Annotated in this window: 8 protein-coding genes and 1 CRISPR repeat array; all 8 genes read right to left on the bottom strand. The window is 51.9% G+C overall.

Annotated elements, in window-relative coordinates; genetic code table 11:
- Nucleotides 1-369: 369 nt before the first annotated feature.
- Nucleotides 370-5,437: a CRISPR direct-repeat array (repeat unit 32 nt; unit sequence GTTTCAATCCACGCGCCCACGCGGGGCGCGAC).
- A gap of 174 nt (nt 5,438-5,611) precedes the next feature.
- Nucleotides 5,612-5,902: a CRISPR-associated endonuclease Cas2 gene (gene cas2, locus M0R47_RS20130; RefSeq protein WP_292558145.1), complete on the bottom strand. Its 291-nt coding sequence runs from the start codon at nt 5,900-5,902 to the stop codon at nt 5,612-5,614.
- Between the two features lie 13 nt (nt 5,903-5,915).
- A complete protein-coding gene (gene cas1c, locus M0R47_RS20125; protein WP_292558144.1) occupies nt 5,916-6,950 on the bottom strand; it encodes a type I-C CRISPR-associated endonuclease Cas1c in 1,035 nt (344 codons plus the stop codon).
- Between the two features lie 2 nt (nt 6,951-6,952).
- A complete protein-coding gene (cas4, locus tag M0R47_RS20120) occupies nt 6,953-7,588 on the bottom strand; it encodes a CRISPR-associated protein Cas4 (protein WP_292558143.1) in 636 nt (211 codons plus the stop codon).
- Nucleotides 7,589-7,630: 42 nt separating this feature from the next.
- Complete coding sequence (locus tag M0R47_RS20115; protein WP_292558142.1) at nt 7,631-7,843, bottom strand: hypothetical protein; 213 nt, start codon at nt 7,841-7,843, stop codon at nt 7,631-7,633.
- A gap of 177 nt (nt 7,844-8,020) precedes the next feature.
- Entirely contained in the window at nt 8,021-8,866 is an 846-nt protein-coding gene (gene cas7c / locus M0R47_RS20110) for a type I-C CRISPR-associated protein Cas7/Csd2 (protein WP_292558141.1), read from the bottom strand.
- A complete protein-coding gene (cas8c, locus tag M0R47_RS20105; RefSeq protein ID WP_292558140.1) occupies nt 8,863-10,860 on the bottom strand; it encodes a type I-C CRISPR-associated protein Cas8c/Csd1 in 1,998 nt (665 codons plus the stop codon). The genes cas7c and cas8c overlap by 4 nt, the downstream gene beginning before the upstream one ends.
- Nucleotides 10,857-11,561 carry a type I-C CRISPR-associated protein Cas5c gene (gene cas5c, locus M0R47_RS20100; protein ID WP_292558139.1) on the bottom strand — a complete coding sequence of 235 codons (705 nt, stop codon included), beginning with the start codon at nt 11,559-11,561 and terminating at the stop codon, nt 10,857-10,859. The genes cas8c and cas5c overlap by 4 nt, the downstream gene beginning before the upstream one ends.
- A gap of 332 nt (nt 11,562-11,893) precedes the next feature.
- On the bottom strand, nt 11,894-14,383 hold the full coding sequence (gene cas3 / locus M0R47_RS20095; protein WP_292558138.1) for a CRISPR-associated helicase Cas3': 2,490 nt from the start codon (nt 14,381-14,383) through the stop codon (nt 11,894-11,896).
- Between the last annotated feature and the right edge of the window lie 1,081 nt (nt 14,384-15,464).

Raw genomic sequence — 15,464 nt, 5'->3', positions numbered from 1 at the left:
TGGAAGAAAATGAAGTATGAATGGCTGCCTTTCAAGACCTTTACGACCACTGAGCTGGAACAGGCCATCGACAAAATCGGGGATGGCTTCAGCTCTAAATACCAACTTACTTTCTGCTAAGAACTTAGGAACTAATCTTAAGAACAGTTATAGCTTAAGGTAAGCTATAAATTTAATGGGGTGAACGACGGGGCTCGAACCCGCGACAACCGGAATCACAACACCACCAACAGCAAATAATATCATTAAAACCAATTAGTTATTTGTTTTCCACAATTAATAACCAAGGTAAATAAGCCTAATAAAACCATTACGATATTACGCACAGTTGCAAAATCGTTGCGCAAGTCAAACCTAATTCCGACCATTTACAATAATTGTGAGTCCACGCGGGGCGCGACATTAGGGCTAAGGCTGATCACGCCGATAGCCTAGTTTCAATCCACGCGCCCACGCGGGGCGCGACGATTTGCTTTTTACCACTTATATATTCCTTGTGTTTCAATCCACGCGCCCACGCGGGGCGCGACGATGACCGTCTGGCGGCCGCGCGACAACGTTGGTTTCAATCCACGCGCCCACGCGGGGCGCGACACCGAAACAGCAATCGGCTGTACATCAAGGGCCGTTTCAATCCACGCGCCCACGCGGGGCGCGACGCCGCCGCCAGGACAACAAACCGACTCGCAACCGTTTCAATCCACGCGCCCACGCGGGGCGCGACCGGCAATCGGGAAATGATTGACTCGCGCCTTGGGTTTCAATCCACGCGCCCACGCGGGGCGCGACTCAAAATGACTTTTTTCAAATCCGACCATCTGCTGTTTCAATCCACGCGCCCACGCGGGGCGCGACGAGATTGGGAGTCGCCGCGAAGCAACCGCTATGTTTCAATCCACGCGCCCACGCGGGGCGCGACACCATTCCCGGCTATAATCAACGCTCAAAATCGTTTCAATCCACGCGCCCACGCGGGGCGCGACTAAACGCCGTAGCAATGGCTACGAATATAGCGTTTCAATCCACGCGCCCACGCGGGGCGCGACGCAATCGATGCGGCGTTTCCAAGTATCGTCTGCGTTTCAATCCACGCGCCCACGCGGGGCGCGACTTTCTTTAGCCGCCGGACGCTCGTATTTAGACGTTTCAATCCACGCGCCCACGCGGGGCGCGACGCCTACTGTCAGAGTCCCGGTGCCTGTTGTTGTGTTTCAATCCACGCGCCCACGCGGGGCGCGACAGCAATGCCGAAGCCGCCGCACTGCTTAAGTCAGTTTCAATCCACGCGCCCACGCGGGGCGCGACCTGTATTTGCTCCAAAGACTCTTCTTCGCCAAGTTTCAATCCACGCGCCCACGCGGGGCGCGACAGGTGTCTAGGCAGGGTTACGTCGTATTATGGGTTTCAATCCACGCGCCCACGCGGGGCGCGACATCTGCATTCCAGGCGGTCGAACCAGCCCATGAGTTTCAATCCACGCGCCCACGCGGGGCGCGACATACAGCCCAGCATTACCGCCAGTACCGCCATTGTTTCAATCCACGCGCCCACGCGGGGCGCGACTTGTCCACGGCCAAGTTGATCTTTGAGCCTGGGTTTCAATCCACGCGCCCACGCGGGGCGCGACTTGTATAGACTCATCAAAGATGGCAGATTGGTGTTTCAATCCACGCGCCCACGCGGGGCGCGACATCCTGCTTAGTGCGAGAATCCTTACTCAAAAGTTTCAATCCACGCGCCCACGCGGGGCGCGACAAGTCTTGCGGTGGGAATGCCACACGACGATTGTTTCAATCCACGCGCCCACGCGGGGCGCGACCTTCAAAATTGTGCCAGGCATCGGACAGGTTAGTTTCAATCCACGCGCCCACGCGGGGCGCGACGTAAATGGAGCGATGACACGGATAACAAGCGAAGTTTCAATCCACGCGCCCACGCGGGGCGCGACCTGGAGCAAGGCGCGGATAGCCAAACAACTCAGCGTTTCAATCCACGCGCCCACGCGGGGCGCGACATGCTTGTTTAGTCCAATTATGCCTAGGAATGGTTTCAATCCACGCGCCCACGCGGGGCGCGACATTGCCGGACTGTGCCGCCGCTATCCATGCCTGTTTCAATCCACGCGCCCACGCGGGGCGCGACAAAAGGCGTTTACTCGCGTGGTGCTGGAAGAGGTTTCAATCCACGCGCCCACGCGGGGCGCGACATGCAAACAGCACAAATCAGAGGTCTATAAATGTTTCAATCCACGCGCCCACGCGGGGCGCGACGTGGTGCCAACCATTCCATTTGGCGCTTTATTGGTTTCAATCCACGCGCCCACGCGGGGCGCGACCGTTGACTCCGGTTGCTGGAACGCCCTATCAAGTTTCAATCCACGCGCCCACGCGGGGCGCGACAACGTACTTAGTGCTCTGTACGAGGCGGAAACAGTTTCAATCCACGCGCCCACGCGGGGCGCGACTATCCCGGCGCTGTCGGTTGACCTGAAAGGATTGTTTCAATCCACGCGCCCACGCGGGGCGCGACGTATCCAGCGGCTTAAAGAATGCCCACTCGTAAGTTTCAATCCACGCGCCCACGCGGGGCGCGACCCATCCGCCAGATGTTTTGGTCTCTATCTGTGCGTTTCAATCCACGCGCCCACGCGGGGCGCGACCCTGTTCCTTTTTCCCGGCATTGGCGATACAGGTTTCAATCCACGCGCCCACGCGGGGCGCGACAACTCATCAATACAGCGGTGGTCCATGTAATTTGTTTCAATCCACGCGCCCACGCGGGGCGCGACCCAGTGGGTCGAGCTCACCGAGCTGCTCATTTTGTTTCAATCCACGCGCCCACGCGGGGCGCGACCAGCGTTCCGTCAATCTGCCCCTGCCCCCAATTGTTTCAATCCACGCGCCCACGCGGGGCGCGACTTGATGCAACTCCACCCATTCCTTGTATAGTTGTTTCAATCCACGCGCCCACGCGGGGCGCGACAAGTTCTGGAAGATCCGCTCCAACTGCGTAAAGTTTCAATCCACGCGCCCACGCGGGGCGCGACCACCCACGCATCGATCTCGGCCTCGTCGTATTTGTTTCAATCCACGCGCCCACGCGGGGCGCGACCACCCACGCATCGATCTCGGCCTCGTCGTATTTGTTTCAATCCACGCGCCCACGCGGGGCGCGACCGCGCATCCATAGCTGTCAACGTGGCGTTAATTGTTTCAATCCACGCGCCCACGCGGGGCGCGACTCGAACCCTTATGCCAGACTGCCTTAGTTCCGGGTTTCAATCCACGCGCCCACGCGGGGCGCGACCTCTCTGGTGTAATTCGATAGTACCTTTTGCAGTTTCAATCCACGCGCCCACGCGGGGCGCGACAACCGATAGCTACACTATGACCATCAGCCTGTGTTTCAATCCACGCGCCCACGCGGGGCGCGACGCCACAGATATTTTGTGCATTGCTGAGGGCTTGGTTTCAATCCACGCGCCCACGCGGGGCGCGACGGCGACAGCTACCGGGTTGCTCATGACGGAGGGTTTCAATCCACGCGCCCACGCGGGGCGCGACCCGAAGTCGGCGAGGCCGTTAACGAATGCCGGGTTTCAATCCACGCGCCCACGCGGGGCGCGACTTATAAGTTCTATGGTTTGTTTTCTTATCTGATGTTTCAATCCACGCGCCCACGCGGGGCGCGACTGTAATAAGTTCAATTGATGCTCCTGTTTCTGGTTTCAATCCACGCGCCCACGCGGGGCGCGACTCTCCGCCATGTCGTCCGTATAAAGATGAGCTGTTTCAATCCACGCGCCCACGCGGGGCGCGACTTGCGACATCGTAAGGACTTAACGCTTCAGCAAGTTTCAATCCACGCGCCCACGCGGGGCGCGACTTTACGGGTTAGGCTGGAGTATTGATTATGTTTGTTTCAATCCACGCGCCCACGCGGGGCGCGACCATTGGCATCGGTCGTAGAAATATTCTCAATCACGTTTCAATCCACGCGCCCACGCGGGGCGCGACATACGTCCCATCGATGTCACAATTTTTCGACATGTTTCAATCCACGCGCCCACGCGGGGCGCGACGGTTCGCCTGTTTTTTGGTAGCCTTAACGGTAGTTTCAATCCACGCGCCCACGCGGGGCGCGACAATGAAATAATTTCACTTTTACTATAGACAAGTGTTTCAATCCACGCGCCCACGCGGGGCGCGACCAGCACGGTCGGCGCGGTACGTTTCCCGTCTGAGTTTCAATCCACGCGCCCACGCGGGGCGCGACGTTATCGCTGCTTTTGAACGGCTAAAAGATAAGTTTCAATCCACGCGCCCACGCGGGGCGCGACACAATGGCTGAGTGTTCTCATAGCGATACAGCGGTTTCAATCCACGCGCCCACGCGGGGCGCGACATCTTCAACGGTTAATCTTCGTTTTTTCGCAATGTTTCAATCCACGCGCCCACGCGGGGCGCGACTCCTGGGGATAGTGATCTAAATTCTAAGATATAGTTTCAATCCACGCGCCCACGCGGGGCGCGACCCCGGAGTTTCTGAAAACGCCGCCGGTCAAGCCGTTTCAATCCACGCGCCCACGCGGGGCGCGACTGTTTTTCTTCCGCAAACCTAACCCCGTCGCGGTTTCAATCCACGCGCCCACGCGGGGCGCGACATCCTGTCAAAGGCATTCGCAAGCCGCCTGCAGGTTTCAATCCACGCGCCCACGCGGGGCGCGACCTTCCAAGTTTTAACCTTGTCTGTCAATGACCGTTTCAATCCACGCGCCCACGCGGGGCGCGACGAATACGGGCGAATAACAGCGTCACCGCGCGATGTTTCAATCCACGCGCCCACGCGGGGCGCGACCCGGCGATAGCGCCTTTAAGCCCGGCAATCGCGGTTTCAATCCACGCGCCCACGCGGGGCGCGACGACTATCCTTGTTTTTATCGGGCAAATTAACCGTTTCAATCCACGCGCCCACGCGGGGCGCGACTCGAATCACCCGACGGCGACTTTGTGCGCTGTGTTTCAATCCACGCGCCCACGCGGGGCGCGACGGGGTGCCGGTAATTAATGTAATCATTTGAGGCGTTTCAATCCACGCGCCCACGCGGGGCGCGACAGCTGTGCGGCCTTCGCGTCAGCTTGTTCCTTCGTTTCAATCCACGCGCCCACGCGGGGCGCGACGCTTTTTAATCTGAGCACTATTGGTTTTAATTGTTTCAATCCACGCGCCCACGCGGGGCGCGACTAATTCGATTGCTTTTTCTGCACCGAGAATTTGTTTCAATCCACGCGCCCACGCGGGGCGCGACGAAGACATTAAGCCCTGCCCTTTAACGGTTACGGTTTCAATCCACGCGCCCACGCGGGGCGCGACACACAAATAGCTGGGCCGTTGGCCGGTTATGTGTTTCAATCCACGCGCCCACGCGGGGCGCGACGGCATTTGCTTAACTGACTGAATCTAATAGCCCAAAAGCCTATTATTTGCGAACCAATCAAAACATCTGCCAAAAGCATTTTAAATCATTTAACCCATAACAAAAAACATTTACCAATCAATGCACTAAAGCTACTGCGAAACATTGGCTTTTTATGCGAGCTTCAGGTTCGCATTACAATAATAACAAGCCGTTTAAATCCAATGCAGTTTTGGCACCGATATGTTCAATCCGCCGTTCCCAATTATTGCCCAAGTAGTAAAACCGTAAGCTATCCAACGACTCATCCATCACGGCTATCAAATCGTTTTTTAACTTCGTCCATTGCGCCATATCAACCTCGATTTCAAATACCGAATACTGTACCCGCTGTCCGTATACTTGGCATAATTTGGACATTCTACGCAGACGTTTCGGCCCGGATTCATTTTGAAAACTCACGTCGTAAGTCACTAAGATCATCATGCTGAATACTCCCCTATTTCCACAAAAACGGCACGTAACTGTCGCAGTCGCCGCGTAAAAACCTTGCCAACACTTGTGCTTGCAGCCAGGGCAATAAACCGACCGGCACGGTTTCTTCAAACCACGGATGCATCAAAGTATCCTGTTTGCGGTCTTGCCATGCGGCTAACAATGTTTTGCGGGCGTCATCTTTTAAGGTGATCGATCCGTTCGGCCAGGATTCGAAATCTTTGCCTACCAACTGCCGCCTGTTGATTAGCGACAATACGAAACGATCAACCATGGGTCTGAGTTCTTCCGCCAAATCCAGCGCTAATGAGGGCCTGCCGCTACGCAATTGATGAAGAAATCCGCTGGCAGGATCAAGCCCGGTGGTTTCCAATGCGGAACGGCAATCATGAGTCAGCAACGTATAACAAAATGATAATAAGGCATTAACAGGATCTGTGGGCGGCCTCCGCCTGCGGACGTCGAACTCAAAGTCGGCTTGTCGTATCAAATGGTTAAATACGCCGAAGTACACTTGCGCCGCTTCCCCTTCGCGTCCCATCAGTGTGTCGATGCCTTTGCAATCGGCCAGTTGCGCCAAACAGCGGGTCAGGCGTTTTTCTGCGGTTTGCAATTGGGCAAGTACGGCATCGTCGCTGATGTTATCGCCATGATCGCGCAAATACCGTCTGAGTACGTAGCGCTGGTTATAAAGCTTGCCTGACAGCATGGTTTGGGCAATGGCGACGCTTTTTTCCACATCATGCCCGGTTAAATGCTGGGTGCGGCGCAGCAACACGTTGCCGCTAACCGGCCCTTCAACACGCGCCAGGTATTTGCCGAACATGTTTAAAAAGGTAATGGTGATGCCGTTTTCCGCACAATGCGCCATCAGGTAGGGCGAAACCGTCACTTGCCCAAAGCAGACTAAACCTTGTAATTTGTGTATCGGCACCCGCGCCTTGGTTTCCTTTTCGACTTTTAAGACCAGATTGTCATTGTCTTTATGCAGCCAGGAATTTTGCGTTTGAACATAAATGACGTTGCGTAAAGGGCGCATGTTTAATCCTTGGTCAGTTGTTGTGCCAGCCATGCGGCGGCGGATTTGCCGAAATCTTTGGGATGGCATTGATCGATTAACGAGCAACCTCGGCATTTTTTAGCGTGGTACTTTGCTTTGGGGGTAATTTTAGTTTGCACAATAGCGCGGCAGGCCAAGATGGTTTGCCTGGTTAAATCACGCAATGCCTCATCGAAAACCACGGGATGCCGACGGCGCACTTCGCCGTAAAACAGCGCGCCCTCCGGCACTGCAACGCCGTGCATCTCTTCCAGGCACAGCGCCTGGGCGCAAAGCTGCACCTCATCGGCACTGTGCTTTTTCGGCTTGCCGCGTTTGTATTCAATTGGGTAAGGTGTTTCCGCGCCATCGGGTTGTTTATGGTATTCCACCACATCGGCAACACCTTCTATGCCCAGTTCTTCGTTGGACAAGCGTAGTGCCCATACGGTGCGCACATCTTTGCGTTTTTGTTGGTCGGCCTGATTTACCCGTTGATGCAATACTTGGCCCTCGGCGGTGAACTGGTTTTCTGTCCAGATGTCTTCCAGTTCGATGAGCGCGAATTGCCTAGGGCAAAACAGGTAATGTTGCAGGCGGGAGAGGTAGATGGGTTCTTGGGATTGCATAGTTGTCATTAAATTGAGCTGTTCGTGACCAGTCCTTCGGCTCGGTTCAACCTAAAAACCACAGTTTTTAAGTTGCGTTTTTTTGAAAGCCTTCACGCCCGCCTGTTTTTTGGGTTTATGGGCATCTACACAACGCGTCATCCCGGCAGGGAATGCCGGGATCCAGAAGCCATGGATGGCAATCAACGACTTCTGGATCCCGATATAAATCCGCCCAAAGACCAGCGGCAAAACGGTTGTTTTTTCGTATGCACAATCCATCATATCCCTGTGCCCTCGGCAACGGCTCCTGCGTTGCTCTACCTCCTGCATCCGTGCAGTCGTGGATCCCGGCAATCCCTGCCGGGATGGCGTTGATACAAGTTGTGGGGATGACTAATACATTGGCTGAGAGGGAGACAAAAAACAACTCATGCCCATGCCGGTGTTGCATCGTAAGTTTTAAAACCCGTCAATAATCTCCGGCTGCAAATCTTGAAATCCATTTAAGTCATAGCTGCCGTCGGGATTAACGGTCAGGGAATTATGAACTTTGGCAGACGAATATTGCCCCGCTTTTGAATTATGCGACCACCAAATAACTTTGCTGACCGCCATCGAGCCTTCCGGTCTGGCGGATGAGGCGTCGCCTTCGAATAATTTAGGCAGAATCGCTTTAATGCTGTCGGCATCTTCATCGCTAAAGCCGGTTTTATCGGCCAGTTGCGGGGTCATCGCACCGTAAGCCACGTAAACTGCGCTGTCCACACGGTGCTTCATGCCCATGGTATCCGAGCCTTTTTTACTGCCGTCGCCTTCGCCATTTACGCTTTTGGTAATCTGGGTGCTGGTGATGCTGACGGGTTCGACGCTAAACGCCGATTGAATGGTCACCGGGCCTCTAATGGCAATGGAAACACCGGCTGCATCGGCTTCCTTGCCGAATGCGAAGACTTGACCGAAGGCGCGGACATCCAGCCATTTTGCACAGGCCAGCACCGCAGTCTGATCTTTGGTATTTTTCTTCGGGTTGAAGGCCTCTTTGCCGAGGCCTACCGTATCGGAATCGGCCCTTGCCTTAAGGCTGGGTAGACCGTCGGTTTTTTTCTCGTCGGATTGCACAAAAATGGGATGCCCTTCTGTTTGCAGACGATCACGAATTTTACGCTTCAGGCAGACATCGGTGATCTCACCAAAACCGTCGTAGTCGGTGCGGGGGCGATTGCCGTTCAGCGGGTCGCCGTTGGGATTGGCATGTTTAACGCTGAAGATAATCGCAAAATCTACTTTGTGGCTTAATGCACTCATTCTGTGCCTCCTTGTGATGGGGTTTCGTCGGTGGTTTCGGTTTCGGTTTTGGTTCGTTGTTTTTGGCGTTGGCAGTGGTAGCCCAATAAAAATTCGCCGGATAATGCTTCTTTGCTGCTAAATTCCTCGTGCTTAAACAGCGCCAAGATCAAGTCCATTTCCTTTAATTGATTCGTTAAAAATCCTGCTCTTGAGACTCGCAAACGCTGCATGTAAGGCTGTAAAGCCAATTCAATAGTTCGCCAAGTGGCATAAGGGCGGTCGGCAAAGCGTTGCATTAGCCGCGCTGCGGTCGTCGAACGATTTTCACCGCTTACACTTAACGCCACGTCTTCTATGCGTTCGGCAATGGCTAACAGCCGTCCGTACAGGTAATCGCGCGAATGGTAGTTTTCTTCTAGTGCCATGGCATAGTTTCTCCGTTGGTTTAAATCAGGGTGTCGACGGTGGTAGCCTTTGAATAATGCGCAAGCTACCCCTAAATTTTTTTCCCATAGCCACTGCATATCGCTGGCGTAGCCGATCCGGTTACTCGCTTTTCGTACACAACTATCGAGCAAATCCCTGGGAAAGGTTTGACCGTCGATGATGCAGGGAATAAGGCGTTCAATGACTTTTTTCTTCAGATTGTCCGGCACGTTTTCGCCGTAAGCGGCCTTTGCTATCGCCATAGGCACCGGCGAACTGACCGGCCAAATGACTTTGGTTCTAGGTTTTTTGCCGGGCTTGTCGGCTATTTCACGGGTATGACGTTGCGGCCAAGCAAACTCGGTATGCCAAGTTTCAAGCCGGTTAAGAAAGTCGTCCCTTAACAGCTCCCGATAATAGATAACGCCCATTCGTCCCGGTGTGGCGGAATCGATGCCCATGACGATGATTTGCTCGGTCGGACTTAATTTTGCCGCATAGCCAGCCATGTAGTTTTTAAGTTGCAGCGCAAAGTATTGGCCTAAATTGCGGCTGTGATCCGGCCGTGTTTCCTGTTCCGTCTCTGGATTTACGTCCACTTCATCAAGGTCGTATTCGCTGTCTTCGTGCAACCATGAATAGGTATCGGCCAAAGGCTCGGGTATCGGTTTGCCCGATACGGCCCAGGACACATAGGCTTGATCGCTGTTTCTAAAACCTTGCCTTGCAATAAGCCAACTTAATGCATTGTGCGCTTTTTGCGAAACATCGAAACCGATGCCGCAGGCTTCGGCATCGTCGATAAATCTGCCCCGGTAGGTATAACCGCCGCTGTCGTTCGACGAGATCAACTTGGCCTTATCGCCGGAATGGCGTATTTTGGCCGGATGCTTGGTGGATAAGGTCTGCTCGTTTCCGGTGATAAAGCATAAGCCCGTATTGCTGCCATCCGAAGTATCGTAGGCTATCCAGCTGGCCTGGATGGATGCGTCTTTCCAAGTGTCTGCGTTGGGATCGGAGGCTTTTTCCACCGTCCAACAAACTAAGGCCGAACCTTGATCCAACAGGCCTTTTTCTTTGGGTAGAGCTTTAAACAGGGGCGGCGTTTCGCCCGCATCGCTGTTCCATTGGCTTAAAAGCTTATCGTCCGGGCCGACGAAGACAATGTTATGCGCCAGCAAATCCTGGATTACCGTGCCTTTTTCGATGTAGTGATACACGGCCCTGACTTTATCATGCGCTTGGGCTGATTCGCACCATGATTGCAATTGTTTCTTGTAACTTTCGAAATAGGCTTTTTTCTGTCCGCCATAGGCTTGATAATCTTTGGCGACATATTGCAATTTATCGGCAAGCGGATGCGGCGCTTCGCCGCTACTGCGGCTGGCAGAGCTTTCCGTAGCCGGTAAAACAATCTGTGTTTTTTCCAAAACAGACGCACGTTTGAAATTACCTATGCCATCAAGCACGATGTTGATATGCGCATTTTGCAAGGTATGGCTGGTCGGCATCGGCAGTTGCGCCTGGGGCAAATCCAGCAATATGCCTGCTTCATAAGTCTGATAAAGCTTTTCCATCCAGCTCATAATTGTGCCTCTTCATCCTCAACGGCCAGCAGGTTTGTGCCGACACCGAATTCTTTTACGCTCATCGGACGGACAAAGCGCCGCACCAAGCAATCTTCGGGGCGGGGGAATTCTAAAATACCCTCCTTAAGCGTTGCCTGCCAAAATTGGCTATGCAGCTCATCAATACCGGTTTCATCCGGGTAGGTAAAGCTATGAAACATCAAGCCAAAAGCCAATTCTTCAAGGTTGTCGTATGCGCCCTCGCCTGCACCGAACTCACAAGGCTCGACATAGGCCTGACAATCGCGGGTGCCTAAAAAAATATCCTGTCTGCCGCCTTTTTCCAGAGTGCGTTTCAGGATGTTGTAATGCTTGCCGTCAATCCGGTCGCCTGCCAATTCTGGGCGATGGAGGTTCCATTCAAAATGCGCTTCAACTTGGTATTCGACATCGCGTAAAAAAGTGTAAATCGCCAGACTATTGCCGCCGCCCCAGACTAACGGCTTGGTGCCTTTGGTTTGGGTGCGTAACGGCTTCATGACCCTGACTTTATCTACATGCCAAATCAGCGTCGGCTTCCAGTAGATGGACTTGAGTACGCCCTTTATCGCCTCGTAAGTCGGCAGGTGGTACGAACATTTTTCGCCGCCCACTTTGGTGATAGGATCGGTAAATAACGCGTACCGGCCCCATAATCGAAAACTGATGCTGTTTTTCACTTGCGCTCCTTTGGGTTTGGTTTATTGGGGCTTTCAATTTTTTCTTGCGCTCGTCCCCAAGCTCCAGCTTGGGAATGCAGTCTTGGAAGCTCCAGCTTCCTATCCAGTCTCGCGAAGCTAGAGCTTCGCATAACTGGGTTCCCAAGCCGGAGCTTGGGAACCAGCGAAAAACTGATGCTGTTTTTCATGACTTTCCCCTCGTTCCCACTCGCTACGTGGGAACGAGGGGCTGGACGCGCTGCGTCCCGTATGCGCAAGACGTTGATCGTGACTCGCGGCGCAGCGCGTGGGAACGAGGTAACACTAATGCTGTTTTTCATAGTTGTTTGTCCTTATAAAATATCCGCTTCGGCTTTGCTGACGGGCTTTGATGATAAGCCGAATTCTTTGCTGTAATAGCGCTCATCCAGGCAATACACGCCTTCGCCAGAATGAATTTCGTACACTGCATTTTGTTCAAGCAATTGTTTCCACACATTCGGGAAGACGTTGACGCTGAATTTTTGCGCCTGTTTTAAATAGGTGTAGTAACTGGCGGCATCAAACTTTTTGGCAATGCCACAGAGTTCGGTAATCAATTCTTTTCCCTGTTCATACGGCACAATGACCGACTGGGTCGGTGCGTCTATGGCTTTAAACGCATCACCTGCGGTCTTGAACGATTGTCTTAATTGTTTAAATCGTAGCTGAGGCGGTTCATCCGGGTGGGTATTTAATTTATTTTCACTCAGCAAACTCAGCATAGAATTTGGTATTCCGGCCTCTTTTGCGGTTAACGGATAAACCATTTTTTCCGCTCGCTCATCATCATAAAAATAATAGTTAAAATACTGAGCCATGACTTCCGGGTCTAATAAAGCCTTGTCCTTAAACTCGCTTAATACGCGCCTGGTTTTTTCCTGCCCGACTTTAATGTCGATCAGCTGATTAATGGTTTCCTGTGCCGGGTTAATGACATGCACGGTAGCCGTTTCCAAACGGCCATTTCTATTGCAACGCCCGGCCGCTTGGGCTATCGAGTCCAGCCCCGCCAAAAAACGGATAACGCTGGCAAAATCTATATCGACACCGGCTTCAATCAGTTGGGTGCTGAAGCATAAGACCGGCAGCTGAGCATCCAAACGCAAACGCATTCTGTTGAAAATCTCGCTACGGTGTGCAGAACATTGGTTGGTGCTTAAGTGGAATAGGCTGTCTTTATCGACGGTTTCCGAGCATTGCATATACAGGGCTTGCGCCCAGGCTTTGGTGTTGACGATAACCAGGCAACTGCCTTTGCTGCCCAGTTCGGACAATGCCAGTGCGGCTATTTCCTGTTCCGACCAGCCTTCCGGTTTGGTTTTATTGCTGATTTCAACGCGTTTTAGTTTCTCGAACAACTGGCGTTTATCGTCGATTAATTCGTTTTCCTTGGGAATCAGTAATTGTCCCTTTTCGGGCGACTTCAATTGATCCAGCAACGGTTGAGTCGCCGTACATAACACTGCCGTTGTGTTGGCATAAGCGCTTAAAAAGTTAAGCGCGTTACAAAACAGATGGGTGCAGTTAATGGGCAAGGTTTGGATTTCATCGAAGATAATGACGCTGTTAGCCAGTTGATGTAGGCGTCGGACGCCGCGCGTACCGCCGCTAAACAGTGTTTCCAGAAACTGCACCATCGTGGTCAGCACTATCGGGGCATCCCAGTTTTCAGCTGCCAGTTTGCTGTGCCAGGTTTGATTTTCGGGCTCCAAGTTCGAGTGGTGTTCAAGCACCCAGGGATATTGATCGCCTTCCTGTTCGATAACCTTGCGAATGGCTGAAGCGTTTTGCTCGATAATCGAGGTGTAGGGAATGATGTAGATAATCCGTTCCAAACTATGTTTTTTTGCATGATGCAATGCATACCGAAGGCTGGCGTAGGTCTTGCCGCCGCCGGTAGGTACGGTCAGGGTATAAATGCCTTGTGCATCCTGCGCCCTGTTTTTGCAGGCTTCGGAAATCGTGCGCCGTATAGTGTTGATGCTAAGGTCTTGGTCTTTATTTGTTAGTTGCTCGGTTAAAAACAACTCCATACGATTAATCGCAATGTCCCACGGCACGGCTTTATTACGGCAAGCTGCTTGATGTGGATTTTCAAAATCGGCGCTGTTGATACGGTCTGCATCTATTAAGCAGCTGAATAAAAACCGCGTCCAAAAGCCGATATAAAAGTGTTGAATGGCTTCTGATATTGCTTGCCCATGCTGCTCTTGCCGAGTTAATAATTTTAATTGGTCGAGCATGACTGTAAGTAAAGACTTACCGGCCAGGTTCAGCGCCTTAGCTGAAATAGATATATCGGCATTTTGTTCGCATTCAACCAGCTGTGATTCCGCATCCGGTTTTTCGATACGTTTTTTGAAGCCGTTGACTCCATCCGGTTTTAAACAATCGATCAATCCGCTGTGATGTGAGGCAATACAAAGCGCCAATAATTGACCGCATAATTTGCCCTCGCCGTTTTTGCCGTATTTACTCAGCGCCGCCCATACCCACTGTGCACCTGCTGTGGAATGGTCTATTTTGCCTTTTAACGCAATCGCATCAACATAATCATCGTCAATATCGGCATTCAGCAAGCCGGTACCGGATTGTATGTAGTTCTGAAAAGACGTGCTGTATTTACCGAAATCATGCAAAAGCCCTATCAGTTCTCCTGCTTCAGCTGCGTTGATTTTGGCGGCTAATTTTTTGGTGATTTCTGCAACTTCAAGTAAATGAGTTTCTAACTCTTGAATGGACTTGTCTGATGTTCGAACATGCGCGATGTGAAGTTTGTTTGATTGGATTTTTATCATCATCGACATCATTCTGACAATGTGAGCTTTCAGGAATAAAGGCTCAACGGCATTTTATAATTAGATTGTAAGCCAAAACCAGTAAATTAGCGCCTAATATTTGCCAGTAAATAGCGTCATAACTGATCACTTACAATCAATATCATATTGTTTTTAATGACTATTTAACTAACTAGAAGAGCTAATGCCGAAGGCAGTAAATATTGTACGCTACTTTACAGGCATGGCCTTCTAGTTTGGTACCAGCCAGGGCTTATTCATGTACTACCGCTTAAATACCCGACATTCATACCCCCTTTCAAAAATTATGGGTCATTTCCTGGGGCGATAACACCATCATGATAAAGCTGCATGCCCAACAAATTACAAAAGCCGAAAAGCTAATGGTTCATAAACTTCAAACCATAGCAATTTTATCAGGGAACGCATACCACGCGAACAACAATGAATTTTCTAAAAAGCCTAACTTACCATACTCAAAATGATATGCGACTCGCAGTACACTGAACACGGCAAACGGATAGCGTCACAAAATGGAGAAACACAATGCTCTTTAAACGTAACGAAATCTGGTATTACAAATTTACAATTAGTGGAAAAACAATATACCGATCTACTGGCGCCACAGACAAAGCCAAGGCTAAAAAAGCGATTGGTGTACCGTTAAATGATGATGCTGTGCCGTACTCAAAGCACAAATAGGAAAACACCACACCCATATGTTTACCTCTAAAGGTAAGCCGGTTGCAAAAGCAGGAACACTTGTGTGGCGCAAAGCACTAAAACGTGCTGGCATTGAATTATTTAGGTGACATGATTTACGCCATACTTGGGCAAGCTGGCATGTGCAGAATGGAACGCCACTACATATTCTAAAAGAATAATTGGGCGGTTGGGCAAGTTATGAGATGGTACATCGGTACGCCCTTGCGCCTGAACATTTAGCCAAGTTCGCAGCGAACTGTAAAGTTACAGGCCAAAACGCTACTATTGTTAATGCTGCTTAAGCTACTGTTTTAATGGGGTGAACGACGGGGCTCGAACCCGCGACAACCGGAATCACAATCCGGGACTCTACCAACTG

Origin of the sequence: Methylobacter sp. (assembly GCF_023227905.1) — a bacterium.
Lineage (GTDB): Bacteria > Pseudomonadota > Gammaproteobacteria > Methylococcales > Methylomonadaceae > Methylobacter_A.
This window is presented reverse-complemented; position numbering and strand designations above follow the sequence as displayed.

Coding starts and splice junctions, on each gene's coding strand:
- cas1c (WP_292558144.1), bottom strand. CDS start 6,950: ATGCGCCCTTTACGCAACGTCATTTATGTTCAAACGCAAAATTCCTGG.
- M0R47_RS20115 (WP_292558142.1), bottom strand. CDS start 7,843: ATGATGGATTGTGCATACGAAAAAACAACCGTTTTGCCGCTGGTCTTT.
- cas3 (WP_292558138.1), bottom strand. CDS start 14,383: ATGATGATAAAAATCCAATCAAACAAACTTCACATCGCGCATGTTCGA.
- cas4 (WP_292558143.1), bottom strand. CDS start 7,588: ATGACAACTATGCAATCCCAAGAACCCATCTACCTCTCCCGCCTGCAA.
- cas7c (WP_292558141.1), bottom strand. CDS start 8,866: ATGAGTGCATTAAGCCACAAAGTAGATTTTGCGATTATCTTCAGCGTT.
- cas8c (WP_292558140.1), bottom strand. CDS start 10,860: ATGAGCTGGATGGAAAAGCTTTATCAGACTTATGAAGCAGGCATATTG.
- cas2 (WP_292558145.1), bottom strand. CDS start 5,902: ATGATGATCTTAGTGACTTACGACGTGAGTTTTCAAAATGAATCCGGG.